The organism is Micromonospora sp. NPDC049101, from assembly GCF_040648675.1.
Classification (GTDB): Bacteria; Actinomycetota; Actinomycetes; order Mycobacteriales; family Micromonosporaceae; genus Micromonospora.
Window position 1 is genome coordinate 22,821 of record NZ_JBEZED010000034.1, and the last position, 21,376, is coordinate 44,196.

Consider the following 21,376-nt stretch of genomic DNA (forward strand, 5'->3'; position numbering starts at 1 on the left):
CGGCGCGCGGGAAACAATGGTGGCCCACCGTGACTGCCAGGAGGACCATCCGCGTGTCGCCCACCCCCACACCGCCAGCCGGGCCGGCGCAGCTGCGCGCCGACTGCGAACGCTGCTTCGGGCTGTGCTGCGTGGTGCCCGCGTTCGCCGCGTCCGCCGACTTCGCCATCGACAAGCCCGCCGGGCAGCCCTGCCCCCACCTGGGCCGGGACCACCGCTGCGGCATCCACACCGAGCTGCGGCAACGCGGGTTCCCCGGCTGTACGGTGTTCGACTGCTTCGGCGCCGGTCAGCAGGTCGCCCAGGTCACCTTCGGCGGGCGGGACTGGCGCGACGCGCCGGAGACTCTGCCGGCGATGGCGCAGGCGTTCGCGGTGCTGCGACCGCTGCACGAGCTGCTCTGGTTCCTCACCGAGGCGGTGGCGCTGCGCCTGCCCGCCGACCTGCGCGCCGAGCTGGAGCACGCCCGCGCCGAGACCGCCGCACTCACCGAGGGCGACCCGACGCACCTGGGCAGGGTGGATGTCGACGCGCATCGGGACCGCGTCAACCCGCTGCTGTCCCGGGCCAGCGACGCGGCCCGCTCCCCCGGGGGCGCCGACCATCGGGGTGCCCACCTGCTCGGCGCCGACCTCCGCCGGGTCGACCTGCGCCGGGCCAACCTGCGCGGGGCGCTGCTGATCGGCGCCGACCTGCGGGGAGCGGACCTGAGCCTGGCCGACGTCACCGGCGCGGACCTGCGCGGGGCCGACCTGGGGGGCGCGGACCTGCGGCGCACGCTCTTCCTGCACCAGACCCAGCTCGACGCCGCCCGGGGCGACACACACACCGGCCTGCCGGCGACGCGCACCCGGCCGGCGCACTGGACGGCACTGACCCTCACCCCGGTCCGCCAGCCAACCCGATCCCCCGCCGCCGCCCGCCGCCGACGCCGCTGATTTCCGCGCCTCCACCCGCTGTCGCTGATCCCCCGCCGACGCCGCTGGTCGGGAGGTTTCGGCCGTGACGACGCCGGGTAGCCAGCGCCGACGCGGACCGGCATCGACGGGGGGCACGGCGTGGGCTACCGAAAGCGCGACGGTGAGCTGCCGGGCGACCCGCAGCACAGCGAGGACGAGGCCGGCCAGGTGCCGCTGGTGCAGGTCGAGGCGGACACCGAGGTCCCCGCACCAGCGGACACCGACGTCCGGCCGGACATCGTGACCGAGCCCGACAACTCGGGCGTCGCCGGTGGTTCGTCCGGCAGTAGCGGCGGGGGTTCCAGCATGCCTGGGCACCCGGACGCGACCCGCTGACCCGGGCTCAGCGGCTGGTCAGCGCGCTCCGGGCCTCGGTCATGCCCTTGTTGGCGAGCCCGTCGGCCCGCTCGTTCTCCGGATGACCGTTGTGCCCCTTGACCCACAGCCAGGTGACCTCGTGTCGTTCGCAGGCCGCCTCCAGTCGCTGCCACAGGTCGGCGTTCTTCACCGGCTGCTTCGCGGCGGTCCGCCAGCCGTTGCGCTTCCACGAGGCCAGCCAACTGGTGATGCCGTTGCGCACGTACGTGCTGTCGGTGTGCAACTCCACGGTGACCGGCCGGTTCAGGCTCTCCAACGCCTGGATGGCCGCCATCAGCTCCATCCGGTTGTTGGTGGTCGGCGTGGCCTCACCGCCGCACAACTCCCGCTCGTGGTCGCCGTAGCGCAGCAGCGCACCCCAACCGCCCGGCCCGGGGTTGCCGCTGCACGCCCCGTCGGTCCAGATCTGCACGCCCCTGCCGGCCGCCGCGTCCACCATGCCCGGCAACCTACCGGGCGATGACCTCGTCCTCCCCGCGCGGGGGGCCGGCACACCGAAGCCGGGTGGCCAGCGCCGAAGCTGGGAGGCCGGAGGCCGGCACCCCGAGGCCCAGAGGCCGGCACGCCGAAGCCGGGTGGCCGGCACCGCATTCGGTGCCCCACTTCCGGGGCAGCTCTACCGGCGGCGCAGGAGATGGACGCCGGTCAGGTCAGCTGGCGTGCTCCCCATCCGCCCTGGGCTCCGAGCCCAGCGGGTCGCCCACCACGGCGGGCGGGACGGCCGGTGCGGGGCGGGTCGGGCGCAGCCGGTCGCGAACGCGGTGCGCCGCGTCGCCGGCGGTGGCGGTGATCATCGGCAGCAGTCTGGTGGAGTTCATGATCGCGACCTCCTCGGCCGGGGTGGTGGCGCCGTCGAGGAAGCGCAGCACCCGCTCGGCCGGATTGCGGTCGAAGAGCCGGTCGAAGAACTCCGGACCACCCACCCCGCCCCGGTCCAGCGCCCGCAACGCCACCGCGTCCATCCAGCGGTGCCGGCGCGGGTACGCCGCCCGCGGCACCGGCGGTCGACCCGCCGCGAGGGCGCGGGCCACCTGGTCGGCCTGGCGGTACATGGCGGAGAAGGTGAAGCCGGTGGACGGGCGGGTCGCGCCGCCCGCCGTGCCCAGGCGGACCACGCGGGGTGACGGTCGGGCCGGGAACGGGGCGTCGGTCATCGGGATCACCCCGTTCTCCACCTCGCGCAGCCGCAGCCCGGTCGGATCGAGCCCGAGCAGGTCCCGGTAGCCGGCGAGCGCCGTGTCGTACCCGGCGTCGGTGAGCAGGTCGGGCGAGAACTCGGTGTACTCGACGAGGGCGTAGCGGTCGCTGACCGGCAGCACGTACCCGAAGGACACGCCCCGGGGCGGCTGCGGGGTGCGGAAGTCCATCAGCACCGCCCGCGCCGGGTCGAAGACGGGCCGGTCGGCCTCCAACCACCAGCCGCGAAAGTGCTGCAACCAGGTGGTCCGCCCGGCCCGTGCCGGTGGGCGGGGGCGGGAGTCGAGCACCCAGCCGGCCCGCACGGTCCGCCCGTCGCCGACGCGCACCCGCACCCGGGTGCCGTCGTCGGTCACCGTGTCGGCGGGGGCAATGATCCGGGTGGCGTTCAGCCGGCGCTCGGCCTCGGCAGCCCGGTCGTAGACCGGGCCGGAGCGCAGCATGGCGTACCGCAGCGGGGTGAGGTCCAGAACGCGGCGCCGGGCCGCCGTGGCCACCTCGACCTGCTGCCACCTCGCGCTGAGCAGCGGGTCCAGGTCGGTGTCGGGGTGGCCCCAGAACGCCCAGGTGCGGTCCTGACCGCGCCGGCGGACCGGGTCGACGACGGCGATCCGCAGCCCGTGGACACCGTGCCGGTCCAGTGCGGCGAGCAGCAGCGACGCCGCGCCGCCGCCACCGAGCAGCGCGAGGTCGACGTCGAGCGGCGCGGCATCGGTCACCGCTTTACGCTGTCACACCGGCGGGCCCGGCCACGCGCCGCCACCGGGGCGGGCGCTCAGGCCACCGGGGCCGGCGACCGCGGGACCGGGGGCGGGTCGGTGAACGCCCGCGCGACCGCCGCGCGGTTGAAGACATGCCAGGTGGCGGCGGAGACGCCGATCGCCACCACCAGTCCGACCCAGTACGGGGCGGTGATGCCGAACCGGGCGGCGAGCAGCCCACCCAGCAGTGCTCCCACGCAGTTGCCCCCCGCCGCCACGAAGAGGGTGGTGCTGGCCACCCGGCCCTGCAACGTCGGTGGGGTGAGTCGTTGGCGCAGGGAGTTCGCGACGATGTTCCACAGCGCGCTGTGCACACCGAAGGCGAAGAGCGCGAACCCGACCACGAGGGTGCTGCGGGACGCGGCCAACGCCAGGTGCAGCCCTGCCTCGATGAGCAGGCCGACCCGGATCGTCCAGGTGGCGCTGATCCGGGCGATGATCCGGTCGCCGAGGAACGCGCCGAGCACCCCACCGGTGGCCATGCAGGTGAAGAGCAGGCCGTAGCCCACGGACCCGAGTCGCAGCCGCTCGCCGGCGAGCAGCACCAGCACCGCGAGCGCGGCGGTGAGGGTCACGTTGAGCAGACCGATCAGCACGGCCATCGTGCGCAGCAACCGCTGGTGGGCCAGCCACCGCAGGCCCTCGACGATCTCGGCGCGCATCGAGCGGGTGCGGCGTTCCTGTTCGTCGCCGACGACGGCCCGGGAGTCCCCGCCGATCAGCGCCACCAGTACGGCGCTGAGGGCGTAGGTGACGGCGTTGACCAGGAACGGGCTGCCCGCCGAGAGCGCGAACAGGAAGCCGCCGAGCGGGCCGGCGAGCATACTGTGCATGAGGGTGGCGCCGCCGCTGAGCCAGCCGTTGGCGCGTTCCAGGCGGTGCCGTGGCACCACGATCGGCACCATGGCCTGGCTCGCCGCGCGGAACACGATCTCACCGGTGTTGACCAGGAACAGCACCGCGAACAGCAGCGCCACCCCGCCTCGGCCGGTGAGGATCGCCGTGGCCAGCACGGCGAGCGCGACCACCCGGACCAGGTCGATGACGATCATCAGACGGCGCCGGTCCATCCGGTCCACCAGCACCCCGCCGGGCAGGGCGAAGAGCAGCCACGGCAGCCACGCCACGGCGGACGCCCCGGCGACCACGAGCGGGTCGTCGGTACGCGACGCCACGAAGAGCGGCGCGGCGACGGTGGCCAGGCCACTACCCAGGGCCGAGAGGGTGCTCGCCGCCCACAGTCGGGCGAACGCCGCTCCCAGCCCAGTTCCCACGTTCCGTGTCACGGCGAGCGAACCTACCAGCGTCTTCCCTGCACGCACGGGGATTTATCCCTCCGGTGGAGGCCGCCCCCCGGCCGGATTGACAGGCAACTTGCTGGTTGCCTATGGTGACAGGCAACCGATTGGTTGCCTGTTGCGGGGAGGGTTGATGGACGACGCGTTTCGGGCGCTGGCCGACCCCAGCAGGCGTCAACTGCTGGACCGACTCAACGAGCGCAACGGCCAGACGCTGCGGGAGCTGTGCGACGGGCTGACCGGCACCCGACAGGCCGTCAGCAAGCACCTGTCGGTGCTGGAGGCGGCCGATCTCGTCACGACCGTGCGGCGCGGCCGGGAGAAGCTGCACTACCTCAACGCCGCCCCGATCAACGCCATCGTCGACCGGTGGCTCAGCCGCTACGACCGCGCGCGCGCCGCCACCCTCGCCGACCTGACCACCGCATTGGAGCGACAACCCGTGGAGAGCCCAACCTTCGTCTACACCACCTACGTCACCACCACCGCGCAGCGACTGTGGTCCGCGCTCACCGAACCGGCGTTCACCCGTCGCTACTGGGGTGGAGTCGCGCTGGTTTCGGACTGGCAGGTCGGATCACCCGTGCTGTGGCAGGACGCACCGGACGGCGAGCCGCGCGACCTCGGCCAGCGGGTGCTCGTCGCCGAGCCGTACCGCCGACTCTCCTACAGCTGGCACGGCTTCCAACCCGAACACGCCGAGCACTTCGGCTGGTCCGCCGAGGAGCTGGCCGCCCGGCTCGGTGAACGCCGGTCGACGGTGACCTTCGAGATCGAGCCGCACAGCGCGTCGACCGTCCGACTGACCGTCATCCACGACGGCTTCCCTCCCGACAGTGAGATGCACCGGGCGATCAGCGGCCAGCTCGACGGCAGCGGCGGCTGGCCGGAGCTGCTGGCCAGCCTCAAGACCCTGCTGGAGACCGGCGAGCCGATGCCCGACCCCACCCAGGCCCGCTGACCCGACCGCGCACCCGACGCGCCCCGGTGGCGGATCGCTCCGGCCGGGTGGTGCATTTCCGCCGTCTGCGGCAATACCTCGCCATCGACACAGCGACGACAGCCCGACCGGATGGACATCGATCGGAGCACCGGTGCCGGTCGGGCCGTCCGGGCCTTTCCGCAGCTCTCCCCGCCTTCGGGTGGACACGTGACGGCAACGAGGATTTCTCATTTTCACCTGATCGAGGACCCAACCCACCTAGTGTTGGGCACACCGGTGCTAGTCACGGAGTTGGCCACCCGAACGACGTCCCACGCAGTCAGCGGACGAAAAGTGAGGGAAGACGCGTATGAAGGTCTCAACAGCACTCTGCTCGGCGGCGCTCGGCGTGGGCCTCGGCACGCTCCTGCTGCCGGGCGCCGCACTTGCCGACACCACCGTGTCACCGGCCACCACCCCGGTCGGTGGGACCGTCGTGCTCACCGCGACGACCTGCAACCCGAAGTCGGGTGACGCCCTCTTCCGGGTCACCGGCCCCAACCGCGACGAGAACGTCCGATCCACCACCGCCGCCGCCGGCGGCGGGCTCAGCGCCGAACTGTTCACCGCCGGCTTCACCCTGGGTACGTACACGGTGGCGGCGACCTGCGGCGACGGCAGCTCCGCCGGCACCGCGACGTTCACCGTCACCCCGATCGGCGGCGCACCGGCCGGCTCCGGCGCTGACAGCCGCGACACCGGCGCCCTTGCCGCCGGTGGCACGCTGCTCGGCACCGCCCTGGCCGGCGCGGTGGTCCTGATCCGCCGGCGACGTCCGGTGTCCACTGTCGCCTGATCGGCGACCGTTCCATCCCTGAGGACGGGTGCCCGCGCCGGTGACACCGGAGCGGGCACCCCGACGATGCCGTACGGGAGGTGCCCACGTGTGGTGGCGGCGGACCCTACCGGCCGTGGTCGCCCTGCTCGGCGTGACCGGGCTGGGGCTGATCACCGTCGGCCTCACCACCGACCCGACGCGACCACCACGGCCACCGGCCGACGCGCCGCGACGCACCCACCCCGCACCGGACCTGGCACCGTTGCCCCGGGCCGCGCCGGTCCGGGTGCAGATCCCCGCCATCGGCGTACGCGCGGAGGTCATCCCGGTCGGCGCGGACGCCGCCGGGGTGCTGGAGGTGCCACCACTGGATCGCCCCACCCTCGCCGGCTGGTACCGGCACGGGGTCAGCCCCGGCGAGACCGGCAACGCCGTCCTGGTGGGACACGTCGACTCCCCCGCCGGGCCGGCGGTCTTCTTCGACCTCGGTCGGCTGCGCGGCGGCGAGCAGATTCGGATCACCCGCGCCGACGCGCAGGTCACCACGTTCACCGTGGACGACGTCCGCGCGTACCCGAAGGAGCACTTCCCCACCACGCTCGTCTACGGTCCGGCGGACGCCGCCGGACTACGCCTGATCACCTGCGGCGGCCGGTTCGACGCCACGAGCGGCAACTACGTCGACAACGTCGTCGTCTTCGCCACCCGCACCGCCTGAGCACCGTCGCCCGCCTGTCGGGCGCCGGACCCCGCTCGGCAGAATGCGGTGGCACCATCCTCCGCGGGCACCGCGGCCGGGGCGGTGCGCGAACGACGGGGGAGGCACGCGGTGGATCAGCGACCGGTACGGGACCGGGCCGGTCGAGGCGTACGCGCCCTGGCCCGTCGACTGCTCGGCCGGGTCGAGGACGACTCCCCCACCCCGCGACGGTCCAACCCGGACGCGGTCGTCGACTGCGCCGTCTACCTCGACGGTCGGCGCGAGCCCGGCCAGCCGCACTACGCCGACGCGTACGCCCGGGCGCGGCACGGCCGCAACGCCTTCGTGTGGCTGGGCCTGCACGACCCGGGTCCGGCCGTGCTCGCCGCGGTGGGCCGGACCTTCGGCCTCGACGAGCTGACCGTCGAGCAGGCACTGTCCGACGGGCACCGGCCCACGGTGCAGCGGCACGGGTCGGTCACGCTGCTGGTGCTGCGCACCGCCGGGTACGTGGAACACGACGAGCTGACCGACACCTCCGAGGTGATCGACACCGGGGACGTGATGGTGCTGCTCGGAGACCGGTTCGCCATCACCGTGCGGCACGGCGCCGCCGGGGCGCTGCGCAGCGTCCGCGCCGACATCGAGCGCCGTCCCGAACTGCTGGCCGCCGGGCCATGGGCGGTGGCGTACGCGGTCTGCGCCCGGATGGTCGACTCCTACCTGGAGGTGGCCGGGCACGTGGAGCGGGACCTGGAACGCGTCGAGGAGGCCGTGTTCGCCCGCGACCGCAGCGCCGACATCCAGCACATCTACCAGCTCAAGCGGGAGGTGGTGGAGTTCAAACGGGCGGTGCTGCCCCTCCAGGCACCCATGCGTACGCTGCTCGACGCCGACGGCCCACCACGCACCCTGCACCGCTGGTTCGTCGACGTGGACGGCCGGCTGGCCCGGGCCGTCGACCGGGTCGCCGCGTACGACGATCTGCTCACCTCGATCGTGCAGTCCCGGTTGGCGCAGCTCGCCGTCGAACAGAACAACGACATGCGCAAGATCGCGGCGTGGGCGGCCATCGCGGCCACCCAGACCGGCATCGCCGGCATCTACGGCATGAACTTCGACCACATGCCCGAGTTGGCCTGGCGCTACGGCTACGCCGGTGCCGTCACCCTGATGGCCGTGGTCGCCCTGGCCCTGTACCGGCTGTTCCGCCGCTCCGGCTGGCTCTGACCACCCCCACCCTGCCTCGGCCCCGACCCGGCGATCTTGCATTTCCTGTCGCCCTTATGCCGCGACCGAAAGTGTGGGAGCGCGGGAGGGAGGCGCCGCACCGGGGTGCGGGAGGGCGGCAGGTCGGGGGTGGGGCAGGATGGGGAGCGTGGGTAAGGGTGCGACACGACGACGGGCGAACGCCACGACCGGCCCGGCCTGCCCGTGCGGCTCCGGCCAGGCGTACGCCGACTGCTGCGCGCCCGTGCACGGCGGCGACGCGCAGGCGCCGACCGCCGAGGCGTTGATGCGCTCCCGGTTCAGCGCCTTTGCCCTGGGTGACACCGGTTACCTGCTGCGCAGCTGGCACTCCTCGACCCGGCCGGAGGGTCTCGAGCTGACCCCGGGGCAGCGGTGGACCCGGCTGGAGATCGTCGACACCGAGCGGGGTGGGCTGCTCGACACCGCCGGCACGGTGACGTTCCACGCCCACTACCGGGAAGCCGGCCGGCCCGGCACGATGACCGAACGCAGCCGGTTCGTCCGCGAGGACGGCCGATGGGTCTACCTCGACGGCGACCAGCCCTGACGGCTGTCCTGGCGTAGGATGGGATCGGCGTCGTCCTACGCCGCACCTCCCTCCCGGCGCTCACGCCGCCGGCCACGCGGAGGCAAAGGGGGCCCGGAGCCCTCGGGACGTGGTGCCACATGCCCCACTCCGGCGGGGTCGGCGGGAGCGTGAGTCCCGGTGACCGTGCCGTTGACCGGGAGCATGTGATGACCAACCAGAGATCGTTCAAGGCCCGGGTCCGAACCCGGATGGCGAAGACCGGCGAGAGCTACACCACGGCCCGCCGCCACCTGATCAATCGGGCCACCGAGCCGTCCCCGGAACCCGCCGCCACAGCGCCCGACGCCGCACAGGCCGCAGGGCCCGCCGCCGCACAGACCGCAGCGCCCGCCGCCGCGCAGACCGAGCGGATCGCCGACGACCTGCTCCGCGCCCGGACCGGCCGCGGCTGGGCCGAGTGGTTCGCCCTGCTCGACGCCGCGGCCGCCACCGAGCAGACGCACACCCAGATCGCCCGTCACCTGGTGGCCGAGCACGAGGTGCCAGGTTGGTGGGCGCAGACCATCACCGTCGGGTACGAGCAGGCACGCGGCCTGCGCGCGCCCGGTCAACGACGCGGCGGCGGCTTCGAGGCCAGCGCCAGCCGAACGGTGGCGGTGCCGGCGGCGCGGCTGTTCGAGGCTTTCGCCGACGAGACGGCCCGCACCCGTTGGCTGCCCGACGTGGAGGTGCGCGTCCGCACCGCCACCGCGCCGCGCAGCTTCCGGGCCGACTGGGCCGGTGGACCCACCCGGATCGTGGTCGGCATCGACGCGGTCGGCGAGTCGAAGGCCCGGGTCAGCATCCTGCACGAGAAGCTGACCGGGGCCGAGCAGGCCGCCGAGCTGAAGGCGTACTGGCGGGAGCGGCTCGCCGCGTTGAAGGCACTGCTCGAATCGAACGGAGACCACCGATGACCACGACGTTCATCAACCTGCCGGTACGCGATCTGACCACCGCCGCCGAGTTCTACCGGGCGCTCGGTTTCAGCAGCGACCAGACCGAGCCGGACGGGGACAGCATGATGCTCACCGTCTCCGACAACACGCGGCTGATGCTGCACCTCCGCTCGGCCTTCGAGGCGTACACCGGGGTCGCCACCACGGACACGCAGACCAGCCGGGAGGTCATCGTCGGCCTGTCGGCGCGGAGTCGGGAACAGGTCGACGAACTTGTCGACCGGGCCGCGGTCGCCGGCGGCGAGTCGCTCGGGGCGGGGACGGTCAACGGGCCGATGTACATGCGCGGTTTCCGCGACCTCGACGGCCACCAGTGGTCGTTCCTGCACCTGGCCGGCTGAGCGTGGGCCCGGCGGCGACCACACCGCCGCCGGGCCCTGGTCAGTCGGGGCCGCTCGCGGTGCCGCCGGTGGGCACGGCCGCGCCGCGCCGACGGCGGGTCAGCAGCACCAGCCCCACGAGAAGGTACGGCCCGGCCGTCACCGCGAACGCCACGGAGGTGCCGGCCACCGTGGCGAGGAGACCGAAGCCGGCGTACGTCCCGATGATCAGCACGTCGGTGGCCATCCCCGCCAGCGACGTGACGGTGGCGCGGCTGTCGCCGGTGATCCTCGCCTGTAGCCGCGTGTCGGCCAACACGGTGGCCAGTTGCGCGGCCCCGAACGCCACCGCGAGCAACACGAAACCCGCCGGGTGCCGGAGCAGGGCACCCCCAGCCAGCGCGACGCCGACCAGGCCCAGCAGGGCGGCGTAGCCTAGGCGGCTCAGCCGCTCTCCCACCGGGGCGAGCAGCCCACCGATGGTCACCCCCGCCCAGAGCAGCAGGAGCAGCAGCGGCACGACCTGCGCGCCGACACCGGTGTCCAGGGCCAGCAGCGGGGTGAACTCGTCAAGCGCACCCCAGTCGGCGGCCACCACGGCGACCAGCAGCACGGCACCCCGTACCGGCGGTCGCGTGCGAACCTGCGTCACACCGGCCCGCAGCGTCTCCCACCAGCCCAGGCCACCATCGCCGTCGTCCCGCTCGGCCGGTGCACCAGCCGATTCGACATCCGGTGGACGCGCCGACCCGACAGCCGGTGGACGCGTCGGCCCGACGGGCGGTGGGCGGTGCTCCGGGAGGCGGGCGGCGACCAGCGCGGCGAGCAGGCAGGCGAGCACACTGGCCACGGCGACCGCCGGGTACCCGCCGGCGGCGAGCACCGGGCCGGCGAGCACTCCGGAGGCCACCACGCCCAACACGCCCGCCGTGCGGGCACGGCCGAGCACGCGGGCGAACCTGTCGACCGCGCCGAGCCGGTCCAGTTCGGTCCACACCAGCGCTTCCAGTGCGCCGGAGACCAACGCCCCGCCGGCGCCCCAGAGCAGGAAGCCGACCGCGAAGGCCAGGTACGACGGCAGCACCACCCAGAGCGCGTACCCGGTGGCGGTCACCAGCGGGGCGAGGCACAGCAGCAGCCGGCGGGACACCACGTCGGCCCACGCGCCGGAGGGCACCTCGAACAGGATGCCGGCCGCCGACCAGATGACGAAGAGCGACGAGATCTGCCCCACCGACAGCCCGGTGTCGGCGAAGAACACCACGTACAGCGGGTAGAGCAGCACGAGGTCACTGAGGAACGCGTACCCGTAGAGGGTGGCCGTCAGCCGGCGGACCGGCGGGTCGGGCACGCGCGAGGCGATGCGGATCATGAGGCCTTCCCGTGGGGGTGGAGACGGACACCGGACGTGCGGTGCCCGTGGTGGCCCACGGTTTCGGCCTACGCTGCGGGATCAATGTCGCCAGGTCATGCCGGCGATGCTAGCCGCGTCCCGCGGCGCGGGCGAGCGTTTTCGGCGTGCCGGGCAGACGGGCCGCGGGGCGGGGTCCGGAAGGGACCCCGCCCCGCTGGCATCGCCGGGTGTCAGCGGCGGTGCGGGTCGACCGGCGGGATGACCGTGGTGGTCTCGCTGTCGTCGCCGGTGCGCTGGCCGGGCACCGTGCCGCCGGCACCGGTGCTGATCACCTGGGTCGTGTCGGCGTCGTGCCGGGTGACCACCTGGGTCGTGTCGGCGTCCCGGCCGACCACCTGCGTCGTGTCGGCATCACCCCGACCCACCACCTGGGTCGTGTCGGCGTCACCCCGACCCACCACCTGCGTCGTGTCCGCATCACCCCGACCCACCACCTGGGTGGCTTCGGCGTCGCCTGCTGGGCTCGACACCCGCGCCGGGTCCAGGTCAGCCGGCCGGGTCACCACCTGCGTCGCCTCCGGATCGGACGGCCGGGTCACCACCTGCGTGGCCTCCGGATCGCCTACCGCCCTCGACGGACGGGCCGGGTCGACGTCGCCGGCGGCGGTAGCGGTGGCGGCGGCGGACGGGCGGACCAACTCGGCCTCGGCGTCGCGGCGGCCGGCCCGGTAGGCGCGGGCGTGCGAGGCGATCAACTGCGACTCCTGCTCGGCGCGGCTCAGCCACCCCTCCCAACGGCTCTGCATCGGGCGGATCAGGCCGCCGCCGACACCGACGACGAGGATCCCGCCGACGGTGGCCAGCACGGCGATGAGCACGGGCGTGGTGACCGCGGTAGCCACCCCGATTTGGTTCAGCGCGGCGATGACGCCGAGACCGAGGATGAACACCGAGGCGATGTTGGCCAGCACCCGGCCGTACGACAGACCGCCGAGGGCGCCACTGATGATGTCCTTGACGGCGTTGGCGATGGCGGCGGCGACCACGACGATGACGATCGCGACGAAGGCGCGGGGCAGCCACGAGATCACCGCGGCGAGCAGGTCGGAGATCGGGTTCGGCCCCCAGATGCCGAAGGCGAGCTGGAGGGTGAACAGCAGCACCGCGTAGTAGACGAGCTTCGCGACGATGTCGCTGGCGTCGTACCGGGAACGACTCAGCGCCCGACGGATGCCGCCGCGTTCGACGGCGCGGTCGAAGCCCACCCGTTCCAGGACCTTCTCCACGATCTTCAGGACGGCCTTCGCGATCAGCCAACCGGCCACCAGGATCGCCAGGAAGGCGACGGCCTTGGGCAGGAAGAGCATCACCGAGCGGAGGGCGTCGCCCACCGCGTCGCTGACGTTGTCACTCATCTGGTTCATTCCTTAGGAAGGGGCAGCCGGAACGGTCAGCCCCGGACCTACCCCCGACCCGCCCCGCGGAAACGCCGGCCAGGCAGGGTCGGCCGCACGACCGGGTGCCGGTGCGCGAACAGCACGCGGTCGCGCCGATGTGGAGTGCCCCGAGCCCGCCCTCGCCGTCATGGATCTGTACGTGGTGATGTGGCGTGCATGTTGCGGTGTCACCTGTCCTCGGTGCGGGGCTGCATCGTGCTTGGGGAGTCGAACCCCGCGCTGCCCACCGCGCGCCAGGAAGGGTGCCGGGGTTGCAGCCCGGCCCTGTGTGTACACGCCTCCACGACGGCTACCTGCTCCACATCGCTGCTGAACCGGTCAGTCCAGCAGGTCAGCCTCCCAGTTGGTGCGCTGGATCCGTACCTCCAGCTCGCGGAGCTGCCCGGCGAGCCCGTCGGCGCGTCCCCGAAGCTCGGCGACCGGCAGCGCGGCGAGCATCTTCAGCTCGGAGCGGAGCTGCCGAGCCGGGTGACCACGCCCGCTGCCGGCGGCGGCGTCGGCGGCGGCCGTGATGGCGCCGTGCCGCAGCCGCAGGACGTCGCGCCGGGCCAACGCGTCGGTGAGCGTGCCGAGGTCGTCGACCGGCACCGCGGCGTTGGTCCGGTTGATGCGCCGGATCAGTGACTCCAGGTCGTCGAGGACCTGGTCCAGCTCGGTCAGGAGCACCGCGGCGTCCTCCGGGGGCAGCTCGCCCTCCTGGTACCGGGCGCTGCCGTTGATCCGGGTCCGCAGCTGCTCGACCCGTCGTGCCGCCTCGGCGCGTTCGGTCAGCGCCTCACCAAGTTTCATCTTCCACCCCCGAGTCAGCGGCCACGCTAGCGGGACGTTGAGCTGTGGGTCGACCGGTTTTCCGGCTGCCCGTTGGGGTTGGGCGCCCTCTGGCGCGGGGCGCTTCTTGGCAATATTCTCCGGGGTGTGTGCGGCCACTGGAGCTACTTTTCATCCCCCCGCCGTCGGCCGCAGGAGGAGATGTCAATGCACCCCGACCATTCCGAAATGGACCGCCGGACGTTGCTGCGCGCCGGCCTCGGCGCCGCCACGGTCGCCGTCGTCGGCAGCGAGCTCGCCTTCCCCGCCACGGCGCAGGCCGCGCCCGGCACCGACCTGGACTGGATCATCAGCTGCGACGAGTGGGCCGCCCGCCCACCGAAGGACCCGCTGTCGGTGAGCGCCATCGCCACCAACAAGATCATCGTGCATCACATGGCGTTCCCGAACGTCACGGACTACTCCCGCGAGCAGGCGGTGAAGCTGGCCCACGACTGCCAGGACCTGCACATGGACGGCAACGGCTGGTCGGACACCGGCCAGCACTTCACGGTGAGCCGCGGCGGTTACGTGCTGGAGGGCCGCCGGGGCAGCCTGGAGCGCCTCGAAGCCGGCGACCGACAGATGGTCTCGGCGCACTGTCCGGGCGAGAACGGCCGGGCCATCGGCATCGAGAACGAGGGCACCTACGTCACCGAGACACCGCCGAAGGCACTTACCGACTCGCTGGTGAAGCTCTGCGTCGCCGTCTGCCGGCAGTACGGGCTGCACGCCTTCGATATATTTGGACATTGGGACTTTCGCACCACCGAGTGCCCGGGCGCGGCGTTCTACCGGCAGTTCCCCGAGCTGCGGCGGCGGGTCCACGCGGCCCTCGGCACCAGGCTGGGTGACGTGCCGGCACGGCGCTGGCCGGACCTGTGGCGCTTCGTCAACTCCCCCTCGGTCCGGGTCGTGCAGCACCTGCTCGCACACCGGGGCTACGCGGTGACGGTCAGCGGCACCTTCGACGCCGCGACCGTGACTGCCGTGCAGGACTGGCAGGCCCGAAACGGCATTCCGGTGGACGTGGACGCCACCCTCACCACGCCGACCTGGGAGACGCTGGTCCCGGAGCTCGACCAGCACGCCACCGGCGCGCCGGTCACGGCGGTGCAGGAAATCCTGGCCACCAAGGGGTACGCGGTCACCGTCACCGGGACGTACGACCACGCGACCCGGGCCGCCGTGCAGGGCCTGCAGGCGCTGCACGGCCTACCCCGCAACGGCAAGCTCAGTTTGAGCACGTGGTGCACGGTCGTCGGCGGGTCGGTCCGCGAGTCGTTCCGGCACCACTGAGCCACGGTGGCGGTGCGGGCACCTCCCCGCACCGCCACCAGCGTGTCCCGGTTTGGCGCACAGCGCGGGCGGAAAGACTGCCGTTATGAGATGGGCCCGTCGAGCCGTACCCGCTGCTGTCGCCGCCGTCGCGGCGCTCGCCGCGCGGGATCTGATCCAGCGTGACCACGCGTTGCTGCGCAACTTTCCGGTGCTCGGCCGCGCCCGTTACCTGCTGGAGGCGATCGGGCCGGAGCTTCGGCAGTACATCGTGGCCGGCAACGACGAGGAGCGGCCGTTCACCCGCGACCAGCGCCGCTGGGTGTACGCGTCGGCGAAGCAGGAGAACAACTACTTCGGCTTCGGCACGGACAACGACATCGAGCACACCCGCGGTTATCCGATCATCAAGCACCGCACGTTCGGCCGGGCGGTGCCGCCGTCGTCGCCGACCGCCGGGCACGACGTGCGGTTGCCCTGCGCGAAGGTGCTCGGCGCGGCCCGGGGCCGGCCCCGCGCCTTCCGGCCGGAGTCGGTGGTCAACATCTCCGGGATGAGTTTCGGCTCGCTCTCCGGCAACGCCATCGCCGCGCTGAACAAGGGTGCCGCGCTCGCCGGCTGCCTACAGAACACCGGCGAGGGCGGCCTGTCGCCGTACCACCGCAACGGCGGTGAGCTGGTCTTCCAGCTCGGCACGGCGTACTTCGGCTGCCGCGACGAGCACGGCCGGTTCAGCCTGGACCGGCTGAAGGACGTCGTCGCCGGCGCACCGGTGCGGGCACTGGAGATCAAGCTGAGCCAGGGCGCCAAGCCGAGCCTCGGTGGGCTGCTGCCCGGGGCGAAGGTGTCCGCCGAGATCGCCGCCACCCGGGGCATCCCCGCCGGGCAGGACTGCGTCAGCCCGTCCCGGCACGCCGAGTTCTCCGACTGCGACAGCCTGCTCGACTGGGTGGAGCTGTTGGCCACCGAGACGGGCCTGCCGGTCGGCATCAAGTCGGCGGTCGGCGACCTGGGCTTCTGGCAGGAGTTGGCCACCCTCATGAGCGACACCGGCCGGGGCGTCGATTTCGTGACGATCGACGGCGGCGAGGGTGGCACCGGCGCCGCGCCGCTGATCTTCAGCGACTCCGTGTCGCTGCCGTTCCAGCAGGGCTTCTCCCGGGTCTACCGGATCTTCGCCGAGCACGGTCTGCACGAGCAGGTGGTCTTCGTCGGCGGCGGCAAGCTCGGCCTGCCGGACAACGCCGTCGTGGCGTTCGCGCTCGGCTGCGACATGGTCAACGTGGGGCGGGAGGCGATGCTGTCGATCGGCTGTATCCAGGCGCAGAAGTGCCACACCGACACCTGCCCCACCGGGGTGGCGACGCAGAACGCCTGGCTGGCCCGGGGCCTGGACCCGGCGTTGAAGTCGGTCCGCGCGGCGAACTACCTGCGGACATTGCGCCGCGACCTGACCAAGGTCGCCGAGGCCTGCGGCCTGGAGCACCCCGGCCTGATCGGCACGGATGCCGTGGAGATCCTGGACGGCCGCACCGGTTCCACCCCACTGCACGAGGTGTACGGCTACCGACCGGAATGGGGACTGCCCTCGCCCACCGACCAGGCGGAGATCATCCGCCTGATGACCCCGGAGGCGCCCCAGGGCGGCAGCGCCCCACCCTCGGCCACCGCCATCGGCTGAGGTACCGGCCTGAAGTCCAAGGGTACGGCCTGGAACGTGCTGCTCTGGCCCAGCGGGTTCGGCGCGGCTGGCTTGGTATGCGAGCCCGGTGCCTCGGGCCTCGGGCCTCGGGCCCATGAGCTTGATGACTGTGAGGCATCTTGATGCCTCACAGTCATCAGCCGTTCTTTCGTCGTGCCCGGCGGGCGCGCCTGCCGGGCACGACCCCGAGGCGACGACCGCCGGCACAATCCCGTCAGCACAACCCTCAAGCGACGGCTGCCGGCACGACCCTTTAGGCGACCCCCGCCGAACGACCTCCAGGCGACGCCCCGCCGGTACCAACCCCAGGCGACGCCCGCCGGCACATCGGCGCACGTGCTAAAGGCGTGGAGCTGGCGACGCGGTGGGCCTATGGTGGCGCGGTGCTGATCAGACGTGAGACGCCCGCCGACGTCGACGCCGTCCGGGCGGTGCACTCCGCCGCTTTCGCTACGTCCGACGGCGGGGACGGCGTACCGGTCGAGGCGACGCTGGTCGACGCGCTACGCGCCGACGAGGGTTGGCTGCCCGCGTACTCGCTGGTGGCGACCGTCGCGGACGGCCAGGTGGTGGGACACGTGGTGGCCACGCGCGGCCGGGTGGGCGGAGAGCCGGTGGCGCTCGGTCTGGGCCCGCTCGGCGTGCTGCCCGACTGGCAGCGGCGTGGGGTCGGCCACGCGTTGATGCACGCGGTGCTCGGCGCGGCCGACGCGCGGGACGAACCGCTGGTGGTGCTGCTGGGGCACCCTGACTACTACCCGCGCTTCGGGTTCCGGCCCGCTGTCGAGCTGGGCGTCAGCCCGCCGCAGCCGTGGGGGCCGCAGTATTTCCAGGCCCGGCCGCTGACCGCGTGGCGGGAGTCGATCCGCGGCGAGTTCCGCTACGCCGGCCCGTTCGACGACCTGTGAACCAACCCCGGATCCGTCGGCGGCGCGCCACCGACCTGGACGCCTGCGTCGCGGGGCTCGCCGAGGTCCACCGCGTCGACGGGTACCCGATGAACTGGCCCGCGGATCCGCACCGCTGGCTGCGTGAACCGCACCCGGCGCGCGCCTGGGTCGCGGTCGACGTCGGCGCAGCCGTCGTGGGGCATGTCGCCGTGCACCGGTTGCCCGACCCGGCGGGCGGACCGCTGGCCCGGCCGAGGGCTGAGGTGGCTCGTCTCTTCGTGGTGCCGTCCGCCCGTGGGCTGGCGCTGGGCAGCGCGCTGCTGGACCGGACCCGGCAGTGGGCGAGCAGACGCGCAACGGACCTGGTGCTGGAGTTGGCCGGCGGTGGTGCCGCGGCCACTGCGCTCTACGAGCGCAGCGGCTGGCGGTGCGTCGGCACCAGCACGGCACCATGGACCGCCCCGAACGGCAGCCCGGTGTTGCTGCGCCACTACGCGCTGCGTCACGACCCGCCCGTCTCCGGGGGCCCGCCGGCCAGCACCGCGAGGCGGCGGGCGAGCAGGCCGGCGGCCTCGCGCAGCTCCGGAGGCTCCAGCACCTCCACCTCGTAGTCCAGGCGTGCGAGGTGCGCGGCGAGCCAGTCCAGGCTCTCCCCGCCGACGACCAGCACGCACCACCCGTCGCGGTCGTCCTCGACCCGCCCCACCTCGGGCGGCACCAACGACCGCACCCGGTCGGGCGGGGCGTGCACCCGCGCCCGGGCCAGATACCGGTACGGTGCCGCGGTCACCGACCGCTGCACGAAGGCGACCGGATCCGGGTGCTCGCGGCGGAAGCGCCAGGTCGTCGCCACCGCCGTGCTCAACCGATCCAGGCGGAAGGTGCGCCAGTCGTCGCGGTCGACGTCCCAGGCCATCAGATACCAGCGCCGACCGGTCGTGACCATCCGGACCGGCTCGACCGTCCGCTCACCCTCCCCGCCGTCGCGGGTGGCGTAGGTGAACCGGACCCGCACGGCGTCCCGACAGGCCCGGGCGAGTGTCACCAGCACCTCCGCGTCGATCTCGGCCACCGGGCCGACGAGGGTGTCCGTGGACCCGTGCACCGCCCGTACCTCGGCGCGCAGCCGGGACGGCATCACCTGGTCGAGCTTCGCGAGCGCCCGCAGCGCCGCCTCGGCCGCACCGGCGACCGTGCCTCCCGACGCGAGGCGCAGGGAGATCGCGGTCGCGATCGCCTCCTCGTCGTCCAGGAGCAGCGGTGGCAGCCGGGTGCCCGCGCCGAGTTGGTAGCCGCCGCCGACGCCCGACGTCGCGTACACCGGGTAGCCGAGCACCCGCAGACGCTGCACGTCCCGGCGCACACATCGGCTGGTGACCCCCAGCTCGGCGGCGAGCTCGGCGGCCGTCCAGGACGGTCGCCGCTGCAACAACGCCAGCAACCGAAGGACCCGCTCGGTCGTCGCCTCGACGGTCATGCGCCGATCGTTGCACGGATAGCGGAACGACCCTGTCCGCTATCCGGGAGAGGCTGCAGATCATGACCAGGAAAGAGGGAACTCACATGGCCCGCGACATACAGATCACGTTCGACTGCGCCGACCCGGGCGCGCTGGCGACGTTCTGGGCCGAGGCGCTCCGATACCAGGTGCAGGCTCCGCCCGGCGACTTCGAGTCGTGGGACCAGGCGCTGGAGGCGATGGGTGTGCCGCCGGAGCGCCGCAACGACGCGTCGGCGGTGGTCGACCCGGACGGCTCGGGGCCTCGGGTGTTCTTCCAGAAGGTGCCGGAGCCCAAGAAGGTGAAGAATCGCGTCCACCTCGATGTGCGAGCCGCTCCGGGGCTGGAGGGTGACGCCCGGATGGCGGCCCTGGAGGCGGAGGCCGACCGGCTCGTCTCGCACGGTGCCACCCGGCTCGATCGGCAGGAGCCCGCTCCCCCGCTCGGAGCCGGCCACCTCATCATGGCCGACCCCGAGGGCAACGAGTTCTGTCTCGACTGATCCGGCGTTCACCCAGCTCACCGCAGTCCTCGCCGGGCGCCATGCGAACATGTGTACGTGTCGCCCGGCGCCCACATCCTGCATGCCGACCTGGACGCGTTCTACGCGTCGGTCGAGCAGCGTGACGACCCGCGCCTGCGCGGCCGGCCGGTGATCGTCGGCGGCGGGGTGGTCCTCGCGGCCAGTTACGAGGCGAAGGCGCGGGGCGTCCGCAGTGCGATGGGCGGCCAGCAGGCGCGCCGGCTGTGCCCGGACGCGATCGTGGTGCCGCCGCGGATGTCGGCGTACACGGCGGCGAGCCGCGCGGTCTTCGAGATCTTCCGGCAGACCACCCCGCTGGTCGAGGGGCTCTCCATCGACGAGGCGTTCCTGGACGTGGGTGGCCTGTGGCGGCTGGTCGGGTCGCCGGCCGAGATCGCCGAGCGGCTGCGCGGGGAGGTTCGGGACCGGGTCGGCCTGCCGATCACGGTGGGCGTGGCCCGCACGAAGTTCCTGGCGAAGGTGGCCAGTGGGGTGGCGAAGCCGGACGGGCTGCTGGTGGTCGCACCGGACGCCGAGTTGGCGTTCCTGCACCCGCTGCCGGTCGAGCGGCTGTGGGGCGTCGGCCCGGTCACCTCCGCGAAGTTGCGGGAGCATCGGATCCGTACCGTCGGGGAGGTCGCTCGGCTCGGCGAGGCAGCGCTGGTGTCGCTGCTCGGCTCGGGGGCCGGGCGGCACCTGCACGCTCTGGCCCACAACCGTGATCCGCGCTCGGTGCAGGTCGGCCGCCGTCGCGGTTCGATGGGCGCGCAGCACGCGCTGAGCCGTACCCCGCATGCCCCGGCGGAGTTGGACGCGATCCTCACCGGTCTGGTCGACCGGGTCAGCCGGCGGATGCGGGCGGCCGGGCGGGCCGGACGCACGGTGATGGTGCGGCTACGGTTCGGCGACTACACCCGGGCGACCCGCTCGCACACCGTGGGCAAGGCAACGGCCGACACGATGCCGCTGCTGGCTGCCGCGCGCACGCTGTTACGGGCCGCGCTGCCCGAGATCGATCGCCGTGGTGTGACACTGATCGGCGTCTCGGTGGGCAACCTGGACGACAATCCGGTGCAGCCAGAGCTGCCGTTCCACAATGACCCGGGTGCGGAGTTGGATGCGGCGGTGGACGCGGTCCGTGACCGGTTCGGATCGGCGGCACTCACCCGCGCGGTGCTGCTCGGCCGGGAGCCGGGCGTGGAGATGCCGCTCCTGCCGGATTGACCGATCTGCGTGCGGTGTCCACCCGGCCAGCTGCGACCGGAGACACATCACAGCAGGTCGGCGGTTTAACCCGTGGCTGACGGGTGACCCTTGTGGGGTACAGCCTGACAAGGGGGGACCCAGAATGTCCGACGACGACACCAGCAACCGACCGAGCCGCCACGTCGAGCGCCCGCACGACGTGACCGACCCTCTGCTGTGGCAGCTGGCGATCGACGTGCTGAGCGCCCACGAGCCGGACGACGAGGGTCACTGCCGCAATCTCCAGTGCGCCGGGCAGTCCTGGCCGTGCGCGGCCCGCACCGGCGCCGAGCAGTCGCTGCGGCTGGCCCGCAGCACTCCCGACTCGGTCGAGATGACCGTCGACGGCGACGAGGGTGGCACGGGCTGGCCCAGGGCGAGCAGCACCGCGCCGGCTTCCCGCTGGGGCTGGAACGCCGGCCCGGCCGCGTCGCAGCGAGGCCCGAAGGCGTCCGCCTCCGCGGCGTGAC

Annotated in this window: 22 protein-coding genes and 1 pseudogene; 16 read left to right on the forward strand and 7 right to left on the reverse strand. The window is 73.1% G+C overall.

Annotated features, from left to right (window positions below):
* The first annotated feature begins 29 nt into the window (after window positions 1-29).
* Window positions 30-938: a pentapeptide repeat-containing protein gene (locus tag AB0B57_RS32175; protein WP_357078475.1), complete on the forward strand. Its 909-nt coding sequence runs from the start codon at window positions 30-32 to the stop codon at window positions 936-938.
* 120 nt (window positions 939-1,058) lie between these two features.
* Complete coding sequence (locus tag AB0B57_RS32180; RefSeq protein WP_238648548.1) at window positions 1,059-1,295, forward strand: preprotein translocase YidC; 237 nt, start codon at window positions 1,059-1,061, stop codon at window positions 1,293-1,295.
* 7 nt (window positions 1,296-1,302) lie between these two features.
* Here the strand turns inward: AB0B57_RS32180 and rnhA are convergent, their stop codons facing one another.
* The 3 genes from rnhA to AB0B57_RS32195 form a co-directional block, all read right to left on the reverse strand.
* Window positions 1,303-1,776: a ribonuclease HI gene (gene rnhA, locus AB0B57_RS32185; RefSeq protein ID WP_357078479.1), complete on the reverse strand. Its 474-nt coding sequence runs from the start codon at window positions 1,774-1,776 to the stop codon at window positions 1,303-1,305.
* A gap of 211 nt (window positions 1,777-1,987) precedes the next feature.
* Window positions 1,988-3,253, reverse strand: coding sequence for a lycopene cyclase family protein (locus AB0B57_RS32190; RefSeq protein WP_357078482.1), 1,266 nt, complete (start codon window positions 3,251-3,253; stop codon window positions 1,988-1,990).
* A 56-nt stretch (window positions 3,254-3,309) separates the two neighbouring features.
* A complete protein-coding gene (locus tag AB0B57_RS32195; RefSeq protein WP_357078486.1) occupies window positions 3,310-4,581 on the reverse strand; it encodes an MFS transporter in 1,272 nt (423 codons plus the stop codon).
* A 145-nt stretch (window positions 4,582-4,726) separates the two neighbouring features.
* On the opposite strand from AB0B57_RS32195, the gene AB0B57_RS32200 reads away from it, so the two are divergent.
* The 7 genes from AB0B57_RS32200 to AB0B57_RS32230 all read left to right on the forward strand — a co-directional run bounded on the left by AB0B57_RS32200 (window position 4,727) and on the right by AB0B57_RS32230 (window position 10,172).
* The gene (locus AB0B57_RS32200; RefSeq protein WP_357078489.1) at window positions 4,727-5,554 is read left to right on the forward strand and encodes a metalloregulator ArsR/SmtB family transcription factor; all 828 of its coding nucleotides are present in this window, start codon (window positions 4,727-4,729) and stop codon (window positions 5,552-5,554) included.
* A gap of 331 nt (window positions 5,555-5,885) precedes the next feature.
* Window positions 5,886-6,371 (forward strand): hypothetical protein, encoded by a 486-nt coding sequence (locus AB0B57_RS32205; RefSeq protein ID WP_357078493.1) that lies wholly within the window; start codon window positions 5,886-5,888, stop codon window positions 6,369-6,371.
* Window positions 6,372-6,459: 88 nt separating this feature from the next.
* Entirely contained in the window at window positions 6,460-7,071 is a 612-nt protein-coding gene (locus tag AB0B57_RS32210; RefSeq protein WP_357078496.1) for a class F sortase, read from the forward strand.
* A 111-nt stretch (window positions 7,072-7,182) separates the two neighbouring features.
* The gene (locus AB0B57_RS32215; protein WP_357078499.1) at window positions 7,183-8,283 is read left to right on the forward strand and encodes a magnesium and cobalt transport protein CorA; all 1,101 of its coding nucleotides are present in this window, start codon (window positions 7,183-7,185) and stop codon (window positions 8,281-8,283) included.
* A 139-nt stretch (window positions 8,284-8,422) separates the two neighbouring features.
* The gene (locus AB0B57_RS32220; protein ID WP_357078503.1) at window positions 8,423-8,851 is read left to right on the forward strand and encodes a YchJ family protein; all 429 of its coding nucleotides are present in this window, start codon (window positions 8,423-8,425) and stop codon (window positions 8,849-8,851) included.
* Window positions 8,852-9,039: 188 nt separating this feature from the next.
* The gene (locus AB0B57_RS32225; protein WP_357078506.1) at window positions 9,040-9,789 is read left to right on the forward strand and encodes a hypothetical protein; all 750 of its coding nucleotides are present in this window, start codon (window positions 9,040-9,042) and stop codon (window positions 9,787-9,789) included.
* On the forward strand, window positions 9,786-10,172 hold the full coding sequence (locus tag AB0B57_RS32230; RefSeq protein WP_357078511.1) for a VOC family protein: 387 nt from the start codon (window positions 9,786-9,788) through the stop codon (window positions 10,170-10,172). Before AB0B57_RS32225 ends, AB0B57_RS32230 begins: the two co-directional genes overlap by 4 nt.
* A gap of 40 nt (window positions 10,173-10,212) precedes the next feature.
* On the opposite strand, the gene AB0B57_RS32235 is transcribed toward AB0B57_RS32230, so the two are convergent.
* From AB0B57_RS32235 to AB0B57_RS32245, 3 genes and pseudogenes are all read right to left on the reverse strand, one after another.
* Entirely contained in the window at window positions 10,213-11,523 is a 1,311-nt protein-coding gene (locus tag AB0B57_RS32235; RefSeq protein ID WP_357078514.1) for an MFS transporter, read from the reverse strand.
* A gap of 677 nt (window positions 11,524-12,200) precedes the next feature.
* Window positions 12,201-12,920: pseudogene (locus AB0B57_RS32240) on the reverse strand (hypothetical protein); the annotation flags it as partial.
* 360 nt (window positions 12,921-13,280) lie between these two features.
* Entirely contained in the window at window positions 13,281-13,751 is a 471-nt protein-coding gene (locus tag AB0B57_RS32245; RefSeq protein WP_357078517.1) for a DIP1984 family protein, read from the reverse strand.
* 207 nt (window positions 13,752-13,958) lie between these two features.
* On the opposite strand from AB0B57_RS32245, the gene AB0B57_RS32250 reads away from it, so the two are divergent.
* The 4 genes from AB0B57_RS32250 to AB0B57_RS32265 all read left to right on the forward strand — a co-directional run bounded on the left by AB0B57_RS32250 (window position 13,959) and on the right by AB0B57_RS32265 (window position 18,250).
* Window positions 13,959-15,068 (forward strand): N-acetylmuramoyl-L-alanine amidase, encoded by a 1,110-nt coding sequence (locus AB0B57_RS32250; protein ID WP_357078520.1) that lies wholly within the window; start codon window positions 13,959-13,961, stop codon window positions 15,066-15,068.
* Between the two features lie 85 nt (window positions 15,069-15,153).
* Window positions 15,154-16,728, forward strand: a complete 1,575-nt coding sequence (locus AB0B57_RS32255; protein ID WP_357078523.1) for an FMN-binding glutamate synthase family protein — start codon at window positions 15,154-15,156, stop codon at window positions 16,726-16,728.
* A 404-nt stretch (window positions 16,729-17,132) separates the two neighbouring features.
* Window positions 17,133-17,657 carry an N-acetyltransferase gene (locus AB0B57_RS32260; protein ID WP_357078526.1) on the forward strand — a complete coding sequence of 175 codons (525 nt, stop codon included), beginning with the start codon at window positions 17,133-17,135 and terminating at the stop codon, window positions 17,655-17,657.
* Window positions 17,654-18,250 (forward strand): GNAT family N-acetyltransferase, encoded by a 597-nt coding sequence (locus AB0B57_RS32265; protein WP_357078529.1) that lies wholly within the window; start codon window positions 17,654-17,656, stop codon window positions 18,248-18,250. The genes AB0B57_RS32260 and AB0B57_RS32265 overlap by 4 nt, the downstream gene beginning before the upstream one ends.
* On the opposite strand, the gene AB0B57_RS32270 is transcribed toward AB0B57_RS32265, so the two are convergent.
* Window positions 18,142-19,116 carry a WYL domain-containing protein gene (locus AB0B57_RS32270; protein ID WP_357078532.1) on the reverse strand — a complete coding sequence of 325 codons (975 nt, stop codon included), beginning with the start codon at window positions 19,114-19,116 and terminating at the stop codon, window positions 18,142-18,144. The two genes, AB0B57_RS32265 and AB0B57_RS32270, sit on opposite strands and share 109 nt — an antisense overlap.
* An 86-nt stretch (window positions 19,117-19,202) precedes the next feature.
* On the opposite strand from AB0B57_RS32270, the gene AB0B57_RS32275 reads away from it, so the two are divergent.
* The 3 genes from AB0B57_RS32275 to AB0B57_RS32285 all read left to right on the forward strand — a co-directional run bounded on the left by AB0B57_RS32275 (window position 19,203) and on the right by AB0B57_RS32285 (window position 21,375).
* Complete coding sequence (locus AB0B57_RS32275) at window positions 19,203-19,640, forward strand: VOC family protein (protein WP_357078535.1); 438 nt, start codon at window positions 19,203-19,205, stop codon at window positions 19,638-19,640.
* Window positions 19,641-19,697: 57 nt separating this feature from the next.
* Window positions 19,698-20,885 (forward strand): DNA polymerase IV, encoded by a 1,188-nt coding sequence (gene dinB, locus AB0B57_RS32280; RefSeq protein WP_357078538.1) that lies wholly within the window; start codon window positions 19,698-19,700, stop codon window positions 20,883-20,885.
* Between the two features lie 124 nt (window positions 20,886-21,009).
* Complete coding sequence (locus tag AB0B57_RS32285; protein WP_357078541.1) at window positions 21,010-21,375, forward strand: hypothetical protein; 366 nt, start codon at window positions 21,010-21,012, stop codon at window positions 21,373-21,375.
* Window position 21,376 lies beyond the last annotated feature (1 nt).

Excerpts from the sequence above, each read along its gene's own strand:
- AB0B57_RS32275 (WP_357078535.1), top strand. The coding sequence starts at position 19,203 with ATGGCCCGCGACATACAGATCACGTTCGACTGCGCCGACCCGGGCGCG.
- AB0B57_RS32230 (WP_357078511.1), top strand. The coding sequence starts at position 9,786 with ATGACCACGACGTTCATCAACCTGCCGGTACGCGATCTGACCACCGCC.
- AB0B57_RS32245 (WP_357078517.1), bottom strand. The coding sequence starts at position 13,751 with ATGAAACTTGGTGAGGCGCTGACCGAACGCGCCGAGGCGGCACGACGG.
- AB0B57_RS32235 (WP_357078514.1), bottom strand. The coding sequence starts at position 11,523 with ATGATCCGCATCGCCTCGCGCGTGCCCGACCCGCCGGTCCGCCGGCTG.
- rnhA (WP_357078479.1), bottom strand. The coding sequence starts at position 1,776 with ATGGTGGACGCGGCGGCCGGCAGGGGCGTGCAGATCTGGACCGACGGG.
- AB0B57_RS32220 (WP_357078503.1), top strand. The coding sequence starts at position 8,423 with ATGGGGAGCGTGGGTAAGGGTGCGACACGACGACGGGCGAACGCCACG.
- AB0B57_RS32270 (WP_357078532.1), bottom strand. The coding sequence starts at position 19,116 with ATGACCGTCGAGGCGACGACCGAGCGGGTCCTTCGGTTGCTGGCGTTG.
- AB0B57_RS32255 (WP_357078523.1), top strand. The coding sequence starts at position 15,154 with ATGAGATGGGCCCGTCGAGCCGTACCCGCTGCTGTCGCCGCCGTCGCG.
- AB0B57_RS32225 (WP_357078506.1), top strand. The coding sequence starts at position 9,040 with ATGACCAACCAGAGATCGTTCAAGGCCCGGGTCCGAACCCGGATGGCG.
- AB0B57_RS32200 (WP_357078489.1), top strand. The coding sequence starts at position 4,727 with ATGGACGACGCGTTTCGGGCGCTGGCCGACCCCAGCAGGCGTCAACTG.
- AB0B57_RS32205 (WP_357078493.1), top strand. The coding sequence starts at position 5,886 with ATGAAGGTCTCAACAGCACTCTGCTCGGCGGCGCTCGGCGTGGGCCTC.
- AB0B57_RS32285 (WP_357078541.1), top strand. The coding sequence starts at position 21,010 with ATGTCCGACGACGACACCAGCAACCGACCGAGCCGCCACGTCGAGCGC.
- AB0B57_RS32250 (WP_357078520.1), top strand. The coding sequence starts at position 13,959 with ATGGACCGCCGGACGTTGCTGCGCGCCGGCCTCGGCGCCGCCACGGTC.